This window comes from Arthrobacter sp. NicSoilB8, from assembly GCF_019977355.1.
Classification (GTDB): Bacteria; Actinomycetota; Actinomycetes; order Actinomycetales; family Micrococcaceae; genus Arthrobacter.
Map to the genome: position 1 here is coordinate 2,311,882 of NZ_AP024655.1, position 13,475 is coordinate 2,325,356.

At 69.3% G+C, this 13,475-nt stretch carries 12 protein-coding genes; 8 read left to right on the forward strand and 4 right to left on the reverse strand.

Annotated features, from left to right (window positions below):
- Nucleotides 1-46 precede the first annotated feature (46 nt).
- From LDO15_RS10365 to LDO15_RS10375, 3 genes are read left to right on the forward strand one after another with little or no spacing between them, the layout of a single operon-like run.
- Nucleotides 47-919, forward strand: a complete 873-nt coding sequence (locus tag LDO15_RS10365) for a fumarylacetoacetate hydrolase family protein (RefSeq protein WP_223986736.1) — start codon at nucleotides 47-49, stop codon at nucleotides 917-919.
- The gene (locus tag LDO15_RS10370) at nucleotides 919-2,730 is read left to right on the forward strand and encodes an FAD-dependent monooxygenase (protein ID WP_223986739.1); all 1,812 of its coding nucleotides are present in this window, start codon (nucleotides 919-921) and stop codon (nucleotides 2,728-2,730) included. Before LDO15_RS10365 ends, LDO15_RS10370 begins: the two co-directional genes overlap by 1 nt.
- Entirely contained in the window at nucleotides 2,708-3,955 is a 1,248-nt protein-coding gene (locus tag LDO15_RS10375) for a DUF3500 domain-containing protein (protein ID WP_223986743.1), read from the forward strand. Before LDO15_RS10370 ends, LDO15_RS10375 begins: the two co-directional genes overlap by 23 nt.
- A gap of 131 nt (nucleotides 3,956-4,086) precedes the next feature.
- Here the strand turns inward: LDO15_RS10375 and LDO15_RS10380 are convergent, their stop codons facing one another.
- The gene (locus LDO15_RS10380) at nucleotides 4,087-5,154 is read right to left on the reverse strand and encodes a quercetin 2,3-dioxygenase (protein WP_223986746.1); all 1,068 of its coding nucleotides are present in this window, start codon (nucleotides 5,152-5,154) and stop codon (nucleotides 4,087-4,089) included.
- 834 nt (nucleotides 5,155-5,988) lie between these two features.
- On the opposite strand from LDO15_RS10380, the gene LDO15_RS10385 reads away from it, so the two are divergent.
- Nucleotides 5,989-6,318 carry a DUF1508 domain-containing protein gene (locus LDO15_RS10385; protein ID WP_223986749.1) on the forward strand — a complete coding sequence of 110 codons (330 nt, stop codon included), beginning with the start codon at nucleotides 5,989-5,991 and terminating at the stop codon, nucleotides 6,316-6,318.
- A gap of 89 nt (nucleotides 6,319-6,407) precedes the next feature.
- Here the strand turns inward: LDO15_RS10385 and LDO15_RS10390 are convergent, their stop codons facing one another.
- The 3 genes from LDO15_RS10390 to LDO15_RS10400 form a co-directional block, all read right to left on the reverse strand.
- Entirely contained in the window at nucleotides 6,408-6,674 is a 267-nt protein-coding gene (locus LDO15_RS10390; RefSeq protein WP_223986752.1) for a hypothetical protein, read from the reverse strand.
- A gap of 152 nt (nucleotides 6,675-6,826) precedes the next feature.
- Nucleotides 6,827-7,420, reverse strand: a complete 594-nt coding sequence (locus tag LDO15_RS10395) for a hypothetical protein (protein WP_223986755.1) — start codon at nucleotides 7,418-7,420, stop codon at nucleotides 6,827-6,829.
- 40 nt (nucleotides 7,421-7,460) lie between these two features.
- Nucleotides 7,461-7,895: a hypothetical protein gene (locus LDO15_RS10400; RefSeq protein ID WP_223986758.1), complete on the reverse strand. Its 435-nt coding sequence runs from the start codon at nucleotides 7,893-7,895 to the stop codon at nucleotides 7,461-7,463.
- Nucleotides 7,896-8,052: 157 nt separating this feature from the next.
- On the opposite strand from LDO15_RS10400, the gene LDO15_RS10405 reads away from it, so the two are divergent.
- From LDO15_RS10405 to LDO15_RS10420, 4 genes are all read left to right on the forward strand, one after another.
- Nucleotides 8,053-8,559: a sigma-70 family RNA polymerase sigma factor gene (locus tag LDO15_RS10405; RefSeq protein ID WP_223986761.1), complete on the forward strand. Its 507-nt coding sequence runs from the start codon at nucleotides 8,053-8,055 to the stop codon at nucleotides 8,557-8,559.
- Complete coding sequence (locus tag LDO15_RS10410) at nucleotides 8,556-9,284, forward strand: zf-HC2 domain-containing protein (protein WP_223986763.1); 729 nt, start codon at nucleotides 8,556-8,558, stop codon at nucleotides 9,282-9,284. The genes LDO15_RS10405 and LDO15_RS10410 overlap by 4 nt, the downstream gene beginning before the upstream one ends.
- 112 nt (nucleotides 9,285-9,396) lie before the next feature.
- Entirely contained in the window at nucleotides 9,397-12,048 is a 2,652-nt protein-coding gene (hrpB, locus tag LDO15_RS10415; RefSeq protein ID WP_223986765.1) for an ATP-dependent helicase HrpB, read from the forward strand.
- 160 nt (nucleotides 12,049-12,208) lie between these two features.
- Entirely contained in the window at nucleotides 12,209-13,432 is a 1,224-nt protein-coding gene (locus LDO15_RS10420; protein WP_223986767.1) for a macrolide family glycosyltransferase, read from the forward strand.
- The last annotated feature ends 43 nt before the right edge of the window (nucleotides 13,433-13,475 follow it).

A 13,475-nucleotide genomic window follows, 5' to 3' on the forward strand; every position in this document is an offset into this window, starting at 1 on the left:
CACCTACCACCCCGCCCCTGCGGGCGGCACCAGAAAGGCCAACCACATGCAGTACATAGGCATCAATCACGACGGCGGCGCATGGGCGGCTGCCCTCCTCGGCTCACGGGTGATCCCGCTGGCCCCGGTTCCGGACTTCTGGGCCGATGCCGCCGGTTGGCAGGAGAAAGCGCTCTCCCTCTCTCCCGGCGCGCTGACGGATGACTCCGGGGACGCGCTGGAGCGCGCCGACGTCACCGAGGTCCCGCTGGTGCCGGCCTCGGCCCGGGTGATCTGCGTCGGCCTGAACTACAAGGCGCACGCCGCGGAAGGCAGCTACAAGGACCAGGAACTGCCTCCCTACCCCACACTGTTCGGGCGCTGGACGGCCTCCCTGTCGGTGGGAAACGTGCCGGTCCCCGTACCCGCGGGCGAAGACGGACTGGACTGGGAAGGTGAGGTGGCCGCCTACATCGGCCAGCGCGTGGAATCCGCCGACGAGGCCACGGCCGCAGACTCGGTCTTCGGCTACTCCACGTTCAATGACCTCACCGCCCGCCGGGCCCAGAAACTCACGTCGCAGTGGACCCTTGGCAAGAACGGCGACTTCACCGGGCCGATGGGCCCGCTGGTCGGCCGTGACGAGGTGGGGGACCTGCGCGACGGCCTGCACGTCCGGACCCGGGTGAACGGCGCCGAAGTCCAGAACGGCAACACGCGGGACATGATTTTCTCCGTCCCGGCCATCATCGCGCTGATCAGCCAGATCCTTACCCTGCATCCCGGCGACGTCATCGCCACCGGCACCCCTGAAGGCGTGGGCTATGCCCGGACCCCGCAGTGTCTGCTGCAGCCCGGCGACACGGTAGAGGTGGAAATCGACCGGCTGGGGACCCTGACCACTCCAATCGGCGCGCCGGGCCTCAGGGCGAGGGCCTGATGACCGCCACAGAGAACGCCTCCCTGGACGACCTGCCGGAGGACGTCCCGGTCCTGGTTGCCGGCGGCGGCCCCAGTGGGCTGTTCCTGTCCCTGGACCTCGCCCGGCACGGCATCCCCAGCATCGTGATCGAACCCCGGACGTCAATCGATCCGCACAGGCCGCGGGCGAAGACCACCAACGCGCGCACCATGACGCACCTGCGCCGGCTGGGCCTCGCGGACACCCTGCGGAACGCGGCGCCCCTGCCTGTTTCCTACGCCCAGGACGTTATCTTCTGCTCGGGGCTGACGGGGGACGCCGGCCGGGAAATCACCCGGTTCCGCCAGGCTTTCCAATTGGTTCCCGGCCGCTACGAACAACAGCCCGAGTGCGGGCAGCAGGTACCGCAGCCCGTGATGGAAACCGTCCTCCGGGACGCCGTGGCAGCATCCCCGCTGGTTACCCTGCTGACCGGGCTCAGCGTTGGCGACGTTGATTACGGCCACGATTATGGCGACCCTGGTTCCAGCCAGAACCTTTCCCACGCCCGGGTGTCGGTCTCCGACAGCACCGGACGCCGCCGCGCCGTCGAATGCCGCTTTCTGGCCGGCGCCGACGGCGGATCCTCCGCCGTCCGGCGCAGCCTCGGCATCCGATTGGACGGCGGCTCCGCGGAACTGTCCAACATCAGCGTCCTCTTCCGCTCCCGGGACCTGGGCAACGCCATTGCCCTGGATCCCGCCGTCCAGTACTGGGTTCTGGGACCGGGCGTGGCCGGCATGGTGGGCAGGATGGACCTCGATGGCACCTGGTGGGCCATCATCCAGGGCGTGGACGGGCGGCAGTCCTTCGACGCCACCGCCCTGGTGCGTTCGCTCGTGGGCCCGGAGGTTGACCTCGAGATTGTCGCCACAGACCCCTGGACAGCGCGCATGCTGCTGGCACCCGGCTATGGCCGCGACGGCGTATACCTTGTCGGCGACGCCGCGCACCTGAACCCGCCGTGGGGCGGCCACGGCTTCAACACGTGCATCGGCGACGCCGCCAACCTGGCCTGGAAAATCGCCGCGGCGATAGAGGGCTGGGGAGGTCCGGCACTCCTCGGGAGCTACGAACTGGAGCGGCGCCCGGTAGCCGACCGGACCATCCGGGACGCCGCCGCCAACGGCCAGGCGCTTGCGTATCACTTCGCGGACCCCGCACTGCGCAGCGCCGGAGCTCCGGGCGAGGACGCGCGGCTCCGGGCGAGGGAGGCACTCTCGATCAAACTGAGCGAATTCGATTCGTTGGGCCTGGTCTTGGGTTACGGCTACCCTTCCTCGCCCCTGGTTGTCCCGGACGGGTTGCCCGTGCCGGCCGAGGACCCGATCAGGTACGTTCCGTCGGCCAGCCCCGGCGCACTGCTGCCGCATGCCTGGCTGGACCGCTCGACATCGCTCTACGACATTCTCGGCCCCGGCTTCACCCTGCTAGTGGACGCCGGGAGCCTGGCCGGCGTGCCCGCACGGGAGGCCTATGAGCCGGTGCTGTCTGCGGCGGCCCGGCAGGGCATTCCGGTGACCGTCGCCGCCGTCGGGCCAACAGATGACGGGACACCGATGGCGGACCTGTGGCGTGCCGACGCTGTGCTGGTCCGGCCGGACCAGCACGTCGCCTGGCGCGGAACCGCCCCCGACGCCGCGGCGGCGGCGATCGGCGTAGCCGCCGGCTGGCCGCTTGAAAGCACAGCAGCGGATTCCACCCAGCAAATTTCCAACCAACAAATTTCCGACCAACAAATTTCCGACGTAGATGACAGGAGTTCCCGTGTCGAAGCAATCGTTCCGTGACTTCCTCTACCCGCCGGACCATCCCCGGCTGGCGGCGATCCGCGGGTTGGACGCCAGGTCCTATGCCGAATCCGCCAGATCGGACTCCTTCGCCGGGCCCATGATCGAGGGCTGGAAAGCGCTGTACCCGCAGCCGTTCGTGGGTGTCACCAGCGACGGCACCGTGATCCCCGGCCTGTACCGGGCGGGCCCGGCAGAACCCGGCGAGGAAGCTCCTGCGGCCGCCATGGTGGCGGCTGCCGGGACGCTGCTCTGCGCCCTCACGCCCGCCCAGGCCGAACAGCTCGTGTACACGGTGGACGCGGAGGAATGGCAGAGCTGGGCCAACCCGGAGTTCATGCAGCACGACACCGGGCTCCGGCTCGACGAACTGGACGGCCCGGTTCGCGATGCCGCCCTGTCACTGGTGGAGGCCAGCCTCAGCCCGGCCGGCTACGAGCTGGTCCGGAACCTGATGCGGATCAACGGGTTCCTGGGAGATCTGGTGCAGCTGCCGGAGCTGATGAACGAGTTCAGCTACAACGTCGCCCTGTTTGGTACCCCGTCCCTGACCGAACCGTGGGGCTGGCAAATTTTCGGCCATCACGTGGCCCTTAATTGCCTCGTGGCGGGAAGCCAGCTGGTGGTCTCACCGGTATTCCTGGGAGCCGAGCCGGATGTTATCGACGCAGGCCCGCACCGCGGCGTGAAAGTGCTCAAGGAGCGGATCGCCCTGGCACGCGAGCTGATGGCATCCCTCCCGGAGCAGCTGCAGTGTGACGCCACGGTGTTTGAGGACATGCAGGACCCCGCCATGCCTGAAGGCCGGATGCACCCGGGCGATGAGCGGCACCTGGCGGGGTGCTTCCAGGACAACCGGGTGATCCCGTACGAGGGCATCAGGGTGGCGTCGATGCCGGCCGGGTCACGCGCCACACTTGACCTGCTGGTGGATGACTTCATCGCCCACCTGCCGGACGGGCCGAGGGCAGCACGCCGCCGGGAAATCCAGGAGCAGTACGGCCAAACCTGGTTCTGCTGGATCGGGGGCTGGGGTCTCGAGGATGCCTTCTACTTCCGGATCCAAAGTCCCGTCGTCGTCCTGGAGCTGGATCACCATACCGGCGTCTTCCTGAGCAATGACACCCCCGCGCCCTTTCACATGCACACGGTGATGCGCACGCCCAACGGCAACGACTACGGCCGCGCGCTGGTCCGCCAGCATCAGGAGGCCGGCCGCTTTTAGGGAGCCGGCCAGGCCCGGAACTGAATACGCGGCCACAGAATAAACAGCCAGGGTCCGGAACTCCGAGGAGGTCCGGACCCTGACTGTTGAAAAAGTTGAGTTCTTAGCCGGCGCCTAGATGTCCAGCGCTGCTAGATGTCCAACGCTGCGCGACGCTGCGGCGGGGGACCCACCACCGTCAGGTCCATCTCGGCCTGGGCCCGGCCGAAGCCCTCCACATCCATATAAGGCGCGCCGCCCTCGGCGTACATGTAGTCCTCGGTCGGCGTGTTGAAATACTCGAAGAAGCCGTTGAAGACCGACGGCGTCAGGAACCCGACCATCTGCGTGTTGTGGGAATCGAAAGCGAAGGAGTGGATGGTCCCCGCCGGGGCATGGAGGAAGTCGCCTTTGGTGAGCAGGACCTCGCGCCCGTTGGCGTAGATCCACATCCGGCCCTCGGTGCAGAGGAAGTTCTCCGTGTGCTGTTCGTGGAAATGCAGTGGTATGTAGGGAGACTTGGCGCCCTTGGTGTGGACGGCGAAGTAGTTCGATCCGGTATTGGCCGGCCGGGACAGGTAGGCGAACATGGTCTGGTAGCTGACCATGCGCTCGCCTTCGCCGGCGCTGAGGAAGTACGGGCTCTGGGTGGCCGGCAGACCGGCATCCTGCCGGAAGCTCGGCGCCACCCGTTCGACGTCGGGAAACGTGATGCCGAACTCGGCGCCCACCTCGGCACACTCCCGCAGGCTGGGCTTCCGGCCCGGACGGACCGGCGGGACGTGCGAATCGATGGGCGTGCCGAGGCGCTCGTAGTACGACTCGGCGCCGCCGGGGGTCATCCAGTTCAGGAACCGGGTGTAGTGGCTTGCCATCCGGTAGGCGTGCGGGGTCCCGGGTGGGATCACCACGGAATCCCCGGGCGTCAGGATGCGGCTCTCGCCGGGCAGCCAGACGTGCAGGACGCCGTCGAAGACGTACAGCGTCTTGTGCTCCACCGCGTGGCTGATGAACGGCGATTCCGGGCCCATGCCGCCGGAAATGTAGGCGGCGCTGAAAATCCCGCCGGTATCCGCCGCGCGGGCGATGACTGTGACGAGCTGGCCGTTGATTTCGTAGCGGGCACCTTCGCCCGACGCCATATAGTACGGAACGGCTTCGCCGGGCAGCACATTGGCCACCGGGAGCTGCTTGTTCATTTCCTCAACGCTGAGGGACATGGTTCCTTCTTTCCTGTTTGTTGACCGCGGTCTGCCCCTAGACTGCCTCGAATTGTCCGGTTCGAGGACATCAATTTCCAATGGATGAAACACTTCCGCAGGATCCTTCCGCCCGGCTGTGCGCCGGAGATGAGGCATTGTGGCGTTCTTTGTGGCGGTCCGCCCGCCTCGGTCTAGGCGGCAACGATGATCCTGGATACGGTCCTAAGTCCCTGTTTCCGCGTCGGTCCCCCGGCTAGGGTGGCGTAAGGCGCATGGCGGTCCGTGATTCGAGCCGGTGCGTCTCCAGCCAAGAACAATGGGGGGTACGTTGTCCAACGATTCAGTCACGACCTGGCTACCCGGCGATGCAGGCCGCATGGCTGCGACGGAGTCTTCCGAGCGGAGCGACGCCGTCGCCCCGAACCGGGACCGGGTCACCCCGCCAGCATCATCCGGCGCCAGCCGCGTGGCCTACTGCCGCGACCATTGGCCGCCCCTATAGGCGGAACCGCGTTTAGGCGGAATCGCGACAGGCGGCACCGTGCCGGCCCCCGGCTCTACCATGTGCCGGTCACGGTGCGGACGCGGTGCGGACACGGGTGTGAGGCGCGGGATTCAGGTGCAGGGATTCCGGCGCAAGCAGGGTCCCCGCAGGAAGCGGTTGACTCCTGTTTACCTAGGATTTACGTGCACGGCCTTGTGAGCGTTTCAAGGCCACAGCGAGACTTTTAGTACGGGCCGACACGATCTGTTCAGCCTATGAAAACCAAACCAGCGGGCAGCAGCGAAGCTTTCCCTTCCAATCCGTGGCAACGATGTCCGGGGCGGAGCCCGCACTTCGGGAGGATCATCATGGCCGGCACATTTGAACTCTTTGTTGACGCCGATGCCTGCTTCAGGTTCCGGCTCAGGGCCCCGGACGGGGCGATACTGGCCGTCTCCAAGGCATTTGCGGACAAGCCCTCGGCCGTGGCCGGCATCACCGCCGTGCGTGAATACGCCGGCATGGGGCTGATCAGTGACTTATGTCCGGCGGGGCCGCCGGCCTCTCAAGACGCGCCGCGGCCCAGGGCAGCCGCGGCACCGGTTCCCGGCGTGGACCGGCGGGTGCACGACAACGATCTCCGCATCCGCGCCAGGGCGCTCCGGCGCCCGGCGCACGGGACGATCGGAGTGGCTTGACCCGGCGGATCCTAACCCCCGGCCGAAGCCCTCGGGCTGGACCTCTGGCGCGATGGCCGGGCCGCCCGGACGGATGCCGGGCCCCGACCCTACGGGGCCATTCCGGCGTGTACCGGAACAAACTCGATTTTGTTGGCGGGGTGCACCGTCTTCCTGGGTGCCCGCGAATAGCCCTTGGCGTCCAAATGGTTCCGGGTCCGGTAGACGGCCAGGGCCTCGTCATAGACGCCGTTGAGCCGGCGTCCGGAATATGTCTGCTCTGAGCCGTCCGTAAACGTGATGCTGATGAGCGCCGTGTCCGGGAAATGCCGGTTCATGCGGATGAAGCCGTCGGCGTCCTGTTTGAGATTGATCATGTGGTTCCCACTTTCGCGATCGAGTTGATCCAGTCTCCCGTCTTCGCTGTGCCTAAGCCAACCGGTGTGATCCAACCGGTGTAATCCAGCGGGCCAGATCCAACCTGACTGATCCATCCGGTCGGTGGCCGGCGTCGTTGACGTTCCGGCGCCTACTCGGCATTGTACGAGTCCACAGCTTCTTCGAGCACGGCGCTGTCACGGTCCCAGGAGCCGGCGGGTGCGGCGACCACCAGGACGCTGCCGCCCCGGGTTCCTGCAACGAGGCAGGCTATTTCCCGGTACACATGCGAGCCAATGCGTGTCACGTAAGTGTCCTCCACGCACGAACCGAGGCCTCCCCGGAACGGCACTCCGGTACGGTCCGACAGCCGGTCCGCTGATGCGGCGTTCTCGCCTGTCAGGTGGGCCAGCCGGAACCCGGGCCAATTGGACAGCGACTCCTCGCCCTCTTGCGGCGTAGCGTTGAGATACATTCTGAGTTCACCGTTCGGTCCGGTGACAACGGCGGACACGCTGCCGGGATCGCCCGGTACCGGGGTTGCATCGGGCGGGATGGACAGCGTTGCCGTGGCATCGGGAAGCTCCAGGCTCTGCCACCCTGCCGGGGCCGGGCGGGCGAGGAACCAGGCGAACGGCGTCGCCCCGGCCTCAGAAGCAGGCGACGCCGGTATCTGGCTCTCAGGCCGGGAACCGCAGCCGCCGGCGACCATCACCGCCGTAGCCCCCAGCAGCCCGACGACCAACAGTGCCCCTCGGCGGCTCGATCGAAGCGGCCTGATGGTCCTACTTGTTGCCGTCACCGTCGTCGGGCCCTCCGTTGTTATCGGCATCGTGGTCGTTCCCACCCGGCGCGCGGGCGGGCGGCGGAATCATGGGGCGCGGTGCAGGGGCTGCCGGCGGAACCACGCGTCGCGGCGCGGTGGCGGGCGGCCGCACTACCGGTGCCGGAGCAGGGACCGCCGGGACGGGCGGCCGCGCCACCGGGGCCGCCGGGACCGGGACGGGGACCACCTGGGCCGGGACCACCGGTGCCGGCCCGGCCGGCGGCGGCGGGGTAGCGCCCACGGGGTCCTTGGGCGACGGTGAGGGGCTCGCCGTCGCGGGCACCGGGGTGACCGGGGCGGGTGCCGGCGTCGCCGTATTCCCGGCGAAGCAGGCTCCGAGCAACAGCGTCGTGCCCAGCGCAGCGGCAGCATACGCCGGACGGGAAATCTTCATGGTGCACTCCTCGGGGAAGGCCGGCCGTGTTCAGCCGGGCTGTCCCTAGAACGGTCCCGGCCGCCCCGGGGTTCAACGCCGGGCCCGGTTTCCGGACACCGCCCGGAGCGGTGAACGGAAAGCGTGCCGGCGTCGTATTAAAGGCTAGGAGGCGGACATGTCCGATCATGAAGCCGAGCTGCTGCGTTCGCTGCACGAGGCCTACGGCCCGGCGCTATGGCGATTCGTCATGAGACTGACCGGTGACAGCACCCTTGCCGACGACGTCGTGCAGGAGACTTTGATCCGCGCCTGGCAGCACCCTGCGATTCTGCAGCGCCCGGAGGCGGCGGTGCGGGCCTGGCTCTTCACGGTTGCCCGCAACCTCGTCATCGATGACCGGCGCAGCGCCCGGCGCCGGCACGAGACCCGCGCCGAGCAGCTTCCGGAGATCCCAGAGGCCGACCGGGTGGACAGGATCCTGGAGGAGTGGCTCATATCGGATGCCCTGGCCGGATTGTCCGTCGAGCACAGGGCAGTCATCATCCACTCTTACTACCGGCGTGAGACAACCGCTGAAATCGCGCAAAGCCTCCAACTGGCCGAGGGAACTGTGAAGTCGCGGCTGCATTATGCGCTGAGGGCGCTGCGGCTGGCTCTGCAGGAGGGAGGCGTGACCCCATGAGCCACAACAACGGATTCGATGAGTACCGCAGCTGGGATGCCGCCTACGTGCTGGGATCCTTGGTGTCCTCCGAACGCCACGAGTTCGAGCAGCACATGTCCGGCTGCGCGGGATGCAGGGCGGCCGTGGCCGAACTTGCCGGACTGCCGTCGCTGCTGGCCGCCCTTTCGCCGGAGGAGGCGCAGGCCCTCGGGCGCACGGACGGGGAGAGCCCGGTGCGCGCGTTGCCCCCGGGGCTGGCGAAAAGGGCCCAGCGCGGGCGCCGGCGTGCGCGCCTCGCAGTTGCCGGACTGGTGCTGGGCGCGGCTGCCGCATCGGGCGTGGTCGCTGTCGCGGTCACGACCCCCGCCCCGACGGCCGTGCAGACACAGGCGACGTCTGACGTGACTCTGAACTTCACCCCTGTGGTGGACAGCGCGCTGGTTGCGAAGGGCTCCCTGACCCGGCAGCCGTGGGGAACGCGGATCGACTGGGAGTGCACGTACAAGATTTCCCCGGCCGAATCCCCGTCATGGGCGGGACCCGGCGGGCCCCGTACACCGGAAGAGTACGGCCTGGTGGTCATCGACTCCCGGGGTGGCACCACGCAGGTGGCTACCTGGACGGCAACACCGGGGACGGTCGCCGCGCCGACGGCGACCACCAATGTCCCGGTGGCCGACATCCGCCGGGTCGAAATCCGAGCCGTCGCCGGCGGACGGACGCTCCTGAGTGCGAGCGTGTAATCCCGGGCTCACGCCCAGGCGGAGGCCGGCCGGATGCCCATAGATGCCCTGGGGGCGACGGCGTGCTGGTCAACCGGCACAGCCGGGAAGGAATTGCAGAGACAATGGAGGGGTGACTTCCGCGACCGCACTCCTGGACCCGGCGTTCTGCCAGGGGCTCTTCGACCTCCGCGTCATCGGGGCGGGCCTGACCTTTGCGGACTCGCTGGGGGACCTCGCCGCGGCGCTGCAGGGCAGGGGTGCCGGGGCATCCGCGGTGGTGCAGGCTCCACCGGGAACGGGCAAGACGACGCTGGTACCGCCGCTGCTCGCCAACATCGCGGCCGCCTCGAGTTCCGGGCGTCCGCGGATCGTCGTCACCCAGCCACGCCGCGTCGCAGCGCGCTCCGCCGCCCGGCGCCTGGCCGCCCTCGACGGCACCCGGCTCGGTGACCGTGCGGGCTACACCGTCCGCGGGGAACGCCAGACCGGCCCCGGCACCGTGATTGAGTTCGTGACTCCGGGCATCCTGCTGCGCCGCCTCCTCGCTGACCCGGGACTTGAAGGCACCGATGCTGTGATCCTCGACGAGGTCCACGAACGCGGGCTGGAGACCGACCTCCTCATCGGCATGCTCGCCGAAGTCCGCCAGCTGCGCGGTGACCTCATGCTGGTGGCCATGTCGGCGACCCTCGACGCGCCCCGCTTCGCCGCGCTGATCGGCGACGCGGGGGCCGGAGACGACGACGGCGGCCCGGCGCCCGTCGTCGACTGTCCCTCCGCGCTGTTCCCCCTGAACGTGGACTGGGCCCCCGCGGCGGTGCCGCGGCTGGATGAACGGGGCGTGACCCGGGCGTTCCTGGACCATGTGGCCGACACGGCGGCGGCGGCTCACGCCGCCGCACTGGCTGCCGGACAGGACCTTGACGCACTCGTGTTCGTCCCCGGCGCATGGGAAGTGTCCTACATTGCTGCCCGGCTGCGGAGCCGTAGCCAGGCCGAGGTCCTGGAACTCCACGGGCAGGCAAGCCCGGCGGAGCAAGACCGGGCCGTCTCCGGGCGCAGCCCCGGCGCGACCGCCCGGATCATCGTCTCCACCGCGCTCGCCGAGTCCTCCCTCACCGTCCCGGGCGTCCGGCTGGTCATCGACTCCGGGCTCTCGCGCGAGCCGCGGCGCGACTCCAGCCGCGGTATGTCCGGACTCGTGACAGCGTCCTGCTCGCGGGCGTCCGCGGAACAGCGTGCCGGCCGTGCGGCCCGCCAGGGGCCGGGTACCGTGGTCCGCTGCTATGACGAGAGGGCCTTCGGCGCGGCGCCGGCCCACCAGACTCCGGAGATCGCGGCGGCAGACCTTACCGGCGCCGCCTTGGTCCTGGCGTGTTGGGGTGCCCCCGGCGGCCGGGGGCTGGCCCTGCCGGACGCGCCGCCCCAGGCCGCAATGGACGAGGCCGTCGAAGTGCTGCGGGAGCTTGGCGCCGTGACACAGGACGGCCACGCGACCGGGCTGGGCAAAATCCTGGCCCGGGTCCCGACGGACCCCCGGCTCGCCCGCGCCCTGCTCGACGGCGCCGCGACGGCGGGCCACCGCACTGCGGCCGAGGCTGTCGCGCTCGTCTCTGGAGACCAGCGCGCCCCGGGCGCAGACCTCACGCGCCTGATGACCGCACTGAAGTCGGGCAGGGATCCCGGGTCGCGGCGCTGGACGGAGGACGTCCGGCGGATGGAGGGGATCGCCCGCCAGGAGTCGTCCGGCGTCGCACTGTCCGCGGCTGCCGGAAGCGTGGGCGCCGCGGAGGCGACCGGCTTCGTTGTCGCCCTGGCTTTCCCGGACCGCGTGGCGCGCCGCGTGCCCGGTGACGGACCGGAACGTTACCTGCTTACCTCCGGCACGCGGGCCGGACTGCCGGCCGGCAGCCCCCTGTCAGGGCACGAGTGGCTGGCCGTGGCCGAAGTATCACGCGCGCAGGGTCGCGACGCCGCGGGGACCGGCGCCGTCATCCGCTCAGCGGCTCCGCTGACGGCGGACACCGCCGAAGCCGCCGCACGCCACCTCCTGAGCGAAACGCTGGAGGCACGGTTCGGCCACGGCCGGGTCTCAGCCCGGCGGGAGCGCCGGCTGGGAGCGATCGTGCTTTCCTCCACCCCGGTAAGGCCCACCGCGGAGGAAGGCCGTGCGGCAGTGGCCCGCACCCTGGCACGCGAGGGGTTGGCGACCATCGGATGGTCGGCGTCGGCGGGAGCCTTGCGCCGCCGTCTTGCCCTTCTGCACCGGGAGCTGGGCGCGCCCTGGCCGGACGTCTCCGAACCGGCGCTGCTGGCCCGGCTGGACGAGTGGCTGGCCCCGGAGCTCGCCGCCCTGGCGGGAGGCGCATCCACCGGCGGGATCGACCTCGCCGGCCCGCTCAGCCGTCTCCTCCCGTGGCCCGAGGCGGCCCGCCTGGGGGAACTGGCACCGGAGCAGCTGGCGGTCCCCAGCGGGTCACGGATCCGGATTGACTACCCGGACGCGGAGGACACCACCGGCCGGCCGGTGGTCGCCGTGAAACTGCAGGAGTGCTTTGGCTGGGCCGAGACGCCGCGGCTCGCCGACCGGCGCGTGCCTGTGCTGTTCCACCTGCTCTCGCCGGCCCGCCGGCCCGTGGCAGTGACGGATGACCTCGCATCGTTCTGGTCCGGCCCTTATGCGCAGGTCCGGGCGGAAATGCGGGGCCGTTACCCCAAGCATCCCTGGCCCGAAGACCCGTGGACCGCCCCCGCGACGGCCCGGACCAAGCCCCGCGGCTGAGGCCGGAACCCGGCCCCACGCCGTCGGCCGGGCACTCGCGCCGCCCGGACAACGGGGGCATGATGAAGGTGGGCGACGCCGGCGGAACGCCAGGCACGCGGGACGCCGGCCAAGTGGTCAATCAAGCGTGATCTCAGCCCGGCGATGAAGAGTGATGGCCATGCATTTCGCGTTCGTCTCCATTCCCGCCTACGGACACGTGAACCCGACACTGCCACTGGTGGCGGAACTCGTCCGCCGGGGGCACCGCGTCACGTACTTCACGTCGGCCGACTTCGAACCGCGGATCCGCAACGCGGGCGCGGACTTCCTCGCCTCCGGCGGCAACTGGCTGGCATCACTGCCCGGCCTGGGCCCCGGCCAGCGGGCGCAGGCAAACCTGATGCTGCCCGTTATGAATCAGGTCTTCGAGGACATCCGGTCCAGCTTTCCCGCGCTGGTGGATCGCCTGCGGCAAGACCCGCCGGATGCTGTCTGCTTCGACGCGATGACGCTCAGCGGCAGCATGGCCGCAGAGAAGATCGGCGCCCCGCCCATCGCCCTCATGCCCACCTACGCCACGAACGAACATTTCTCGCTGCGGTCACTCATGCCTGCCCCGCCCCCCGGAAGCGCGGATGATATGGCCAAGGTCAGGATGGCCATGGGCCGGCTGCTCGCGGAGTTCGCGGCCGAGCAGGGGGTGCGGACCCCACGGATGTTCGACGGTCCGCCGGCACCTTTCAACATCGTGTTCATTCCCCGCGAGTTCCAGCCCAAGGGGGAGACATTCGATGACCGGTTCCGGTTTGTCGGGCCGAGCGTGGGCGGCAGGGACATCGACGGCGAGTGGACCCGTGAGCGAACGGGCCCGCTGCTGTTCATATCGCTCGGTACCACGCCGTTGAACCGCCAGCCGGACTTCTTCAAAATGTGCCTGGACGCCTTCGGCGGGAGCGATTGGGACGTCGCCATGGCCGTCGGGGAACAGACCAGCATGGCCGAGCTCGGGACCATTCCGTCCAACGTCCGGATCCGGCCGTTCTTCCCGCAACTCCAGGTCCTCCGCCAGGCGGCTGTGTTCATCACCCACGCCGGCATGAATTCGACCATGGAGGCGCTCTATTACGCCGTCCCCATGCTGGCCGTGCCGCAGCAGCCGGAGCAGGCGGCCACCGCCCGCCGGCTCGAGGAACTGGGCCTTGGCCGGCACTTAGCCGCGGAGGATGTCGCACCGGAGGCACTGCGGGCTGCCGTGGACTCGCTCCACACTGATGCCGGGGTCTGGCGGAACGTTGCCGCGATGAGCAATATCGTCCGCAACGCCGGAGGAGCCGTGGCAGCCGCTGAGGCGATCGAAGCCCATGTACGCCACGGGGCGAGCCGGTTCGGGAACGTCGGTTAGCGGCGGACGTTCAGGGGAGGACGGCCGCGGTGTTGTCGCAGCG

Bases quoted from the DNA above. Each gene is read 5' to 3' on its own strand.
- LDO15_RS10365 (WP_223986736.1), top strand. From the start codon at position 47: ATGCAGTACATAGGCATCAATCACGACGGCGGCGCATGGGCGGCTGCC.
- LDO15_RS10370 (WP_223986739.1), top strand. From the start codon at position 919: ATGACCGCCACAGAGAACGCCTCCCTGGACGACCTGCCGGAGGACGTC.
- LDO15_RS10380 (WP_223986746.1), bottom strand. From the start codon at position 5,154: ATGTCCCTCAGCGTTGAGGAAATGAACAAGCAGCTCCCGGTGGCCAAT.
- LDO15_RS10385 (WP_223986749.1), top strand. From the start codon at position 5,989: ATGGCCGGCACATTTGAACTCTTTGTTGACGCCGATGCCTGCTTCAGG.
- LDO15_RS10390 (WP_223986752.1), bottom strand. From the start codon at position 6,674: ATGATCAATCTCAAACAGGACGCCGACGGCTTCATCCGCATGAACCGG.
- LDO15_RS10400 (WP_223986758.1), bottom strand. From the start codon at position 7,895: ATGAAGATTTCCCGTCCGGCGTATGCTGCCGCTGCGCTGGGCACGACG.
- LDO15_RS10405 (WP_223986761.1), top strand. From the start codon at position 8,053: ATGTCCGATCATGAAGCCGAGCTGCTGCGTTCGCTGCACGAGGCCTAC.
- LDO15_RS10410 (WP_223986763.1), top strand. From the start codon at position 8,556: ATGAGCCACAACAACGGATTCGATGAGTACCGCAGCTGGGATGCCGCC.
- LDO15_RS10420 (WP_223986767.1), top strand. From the start codon at position 12,209: ATGCATTTCGCGTTCGTCTCCATTCCCGCCTACGGACACGTGAACCCG.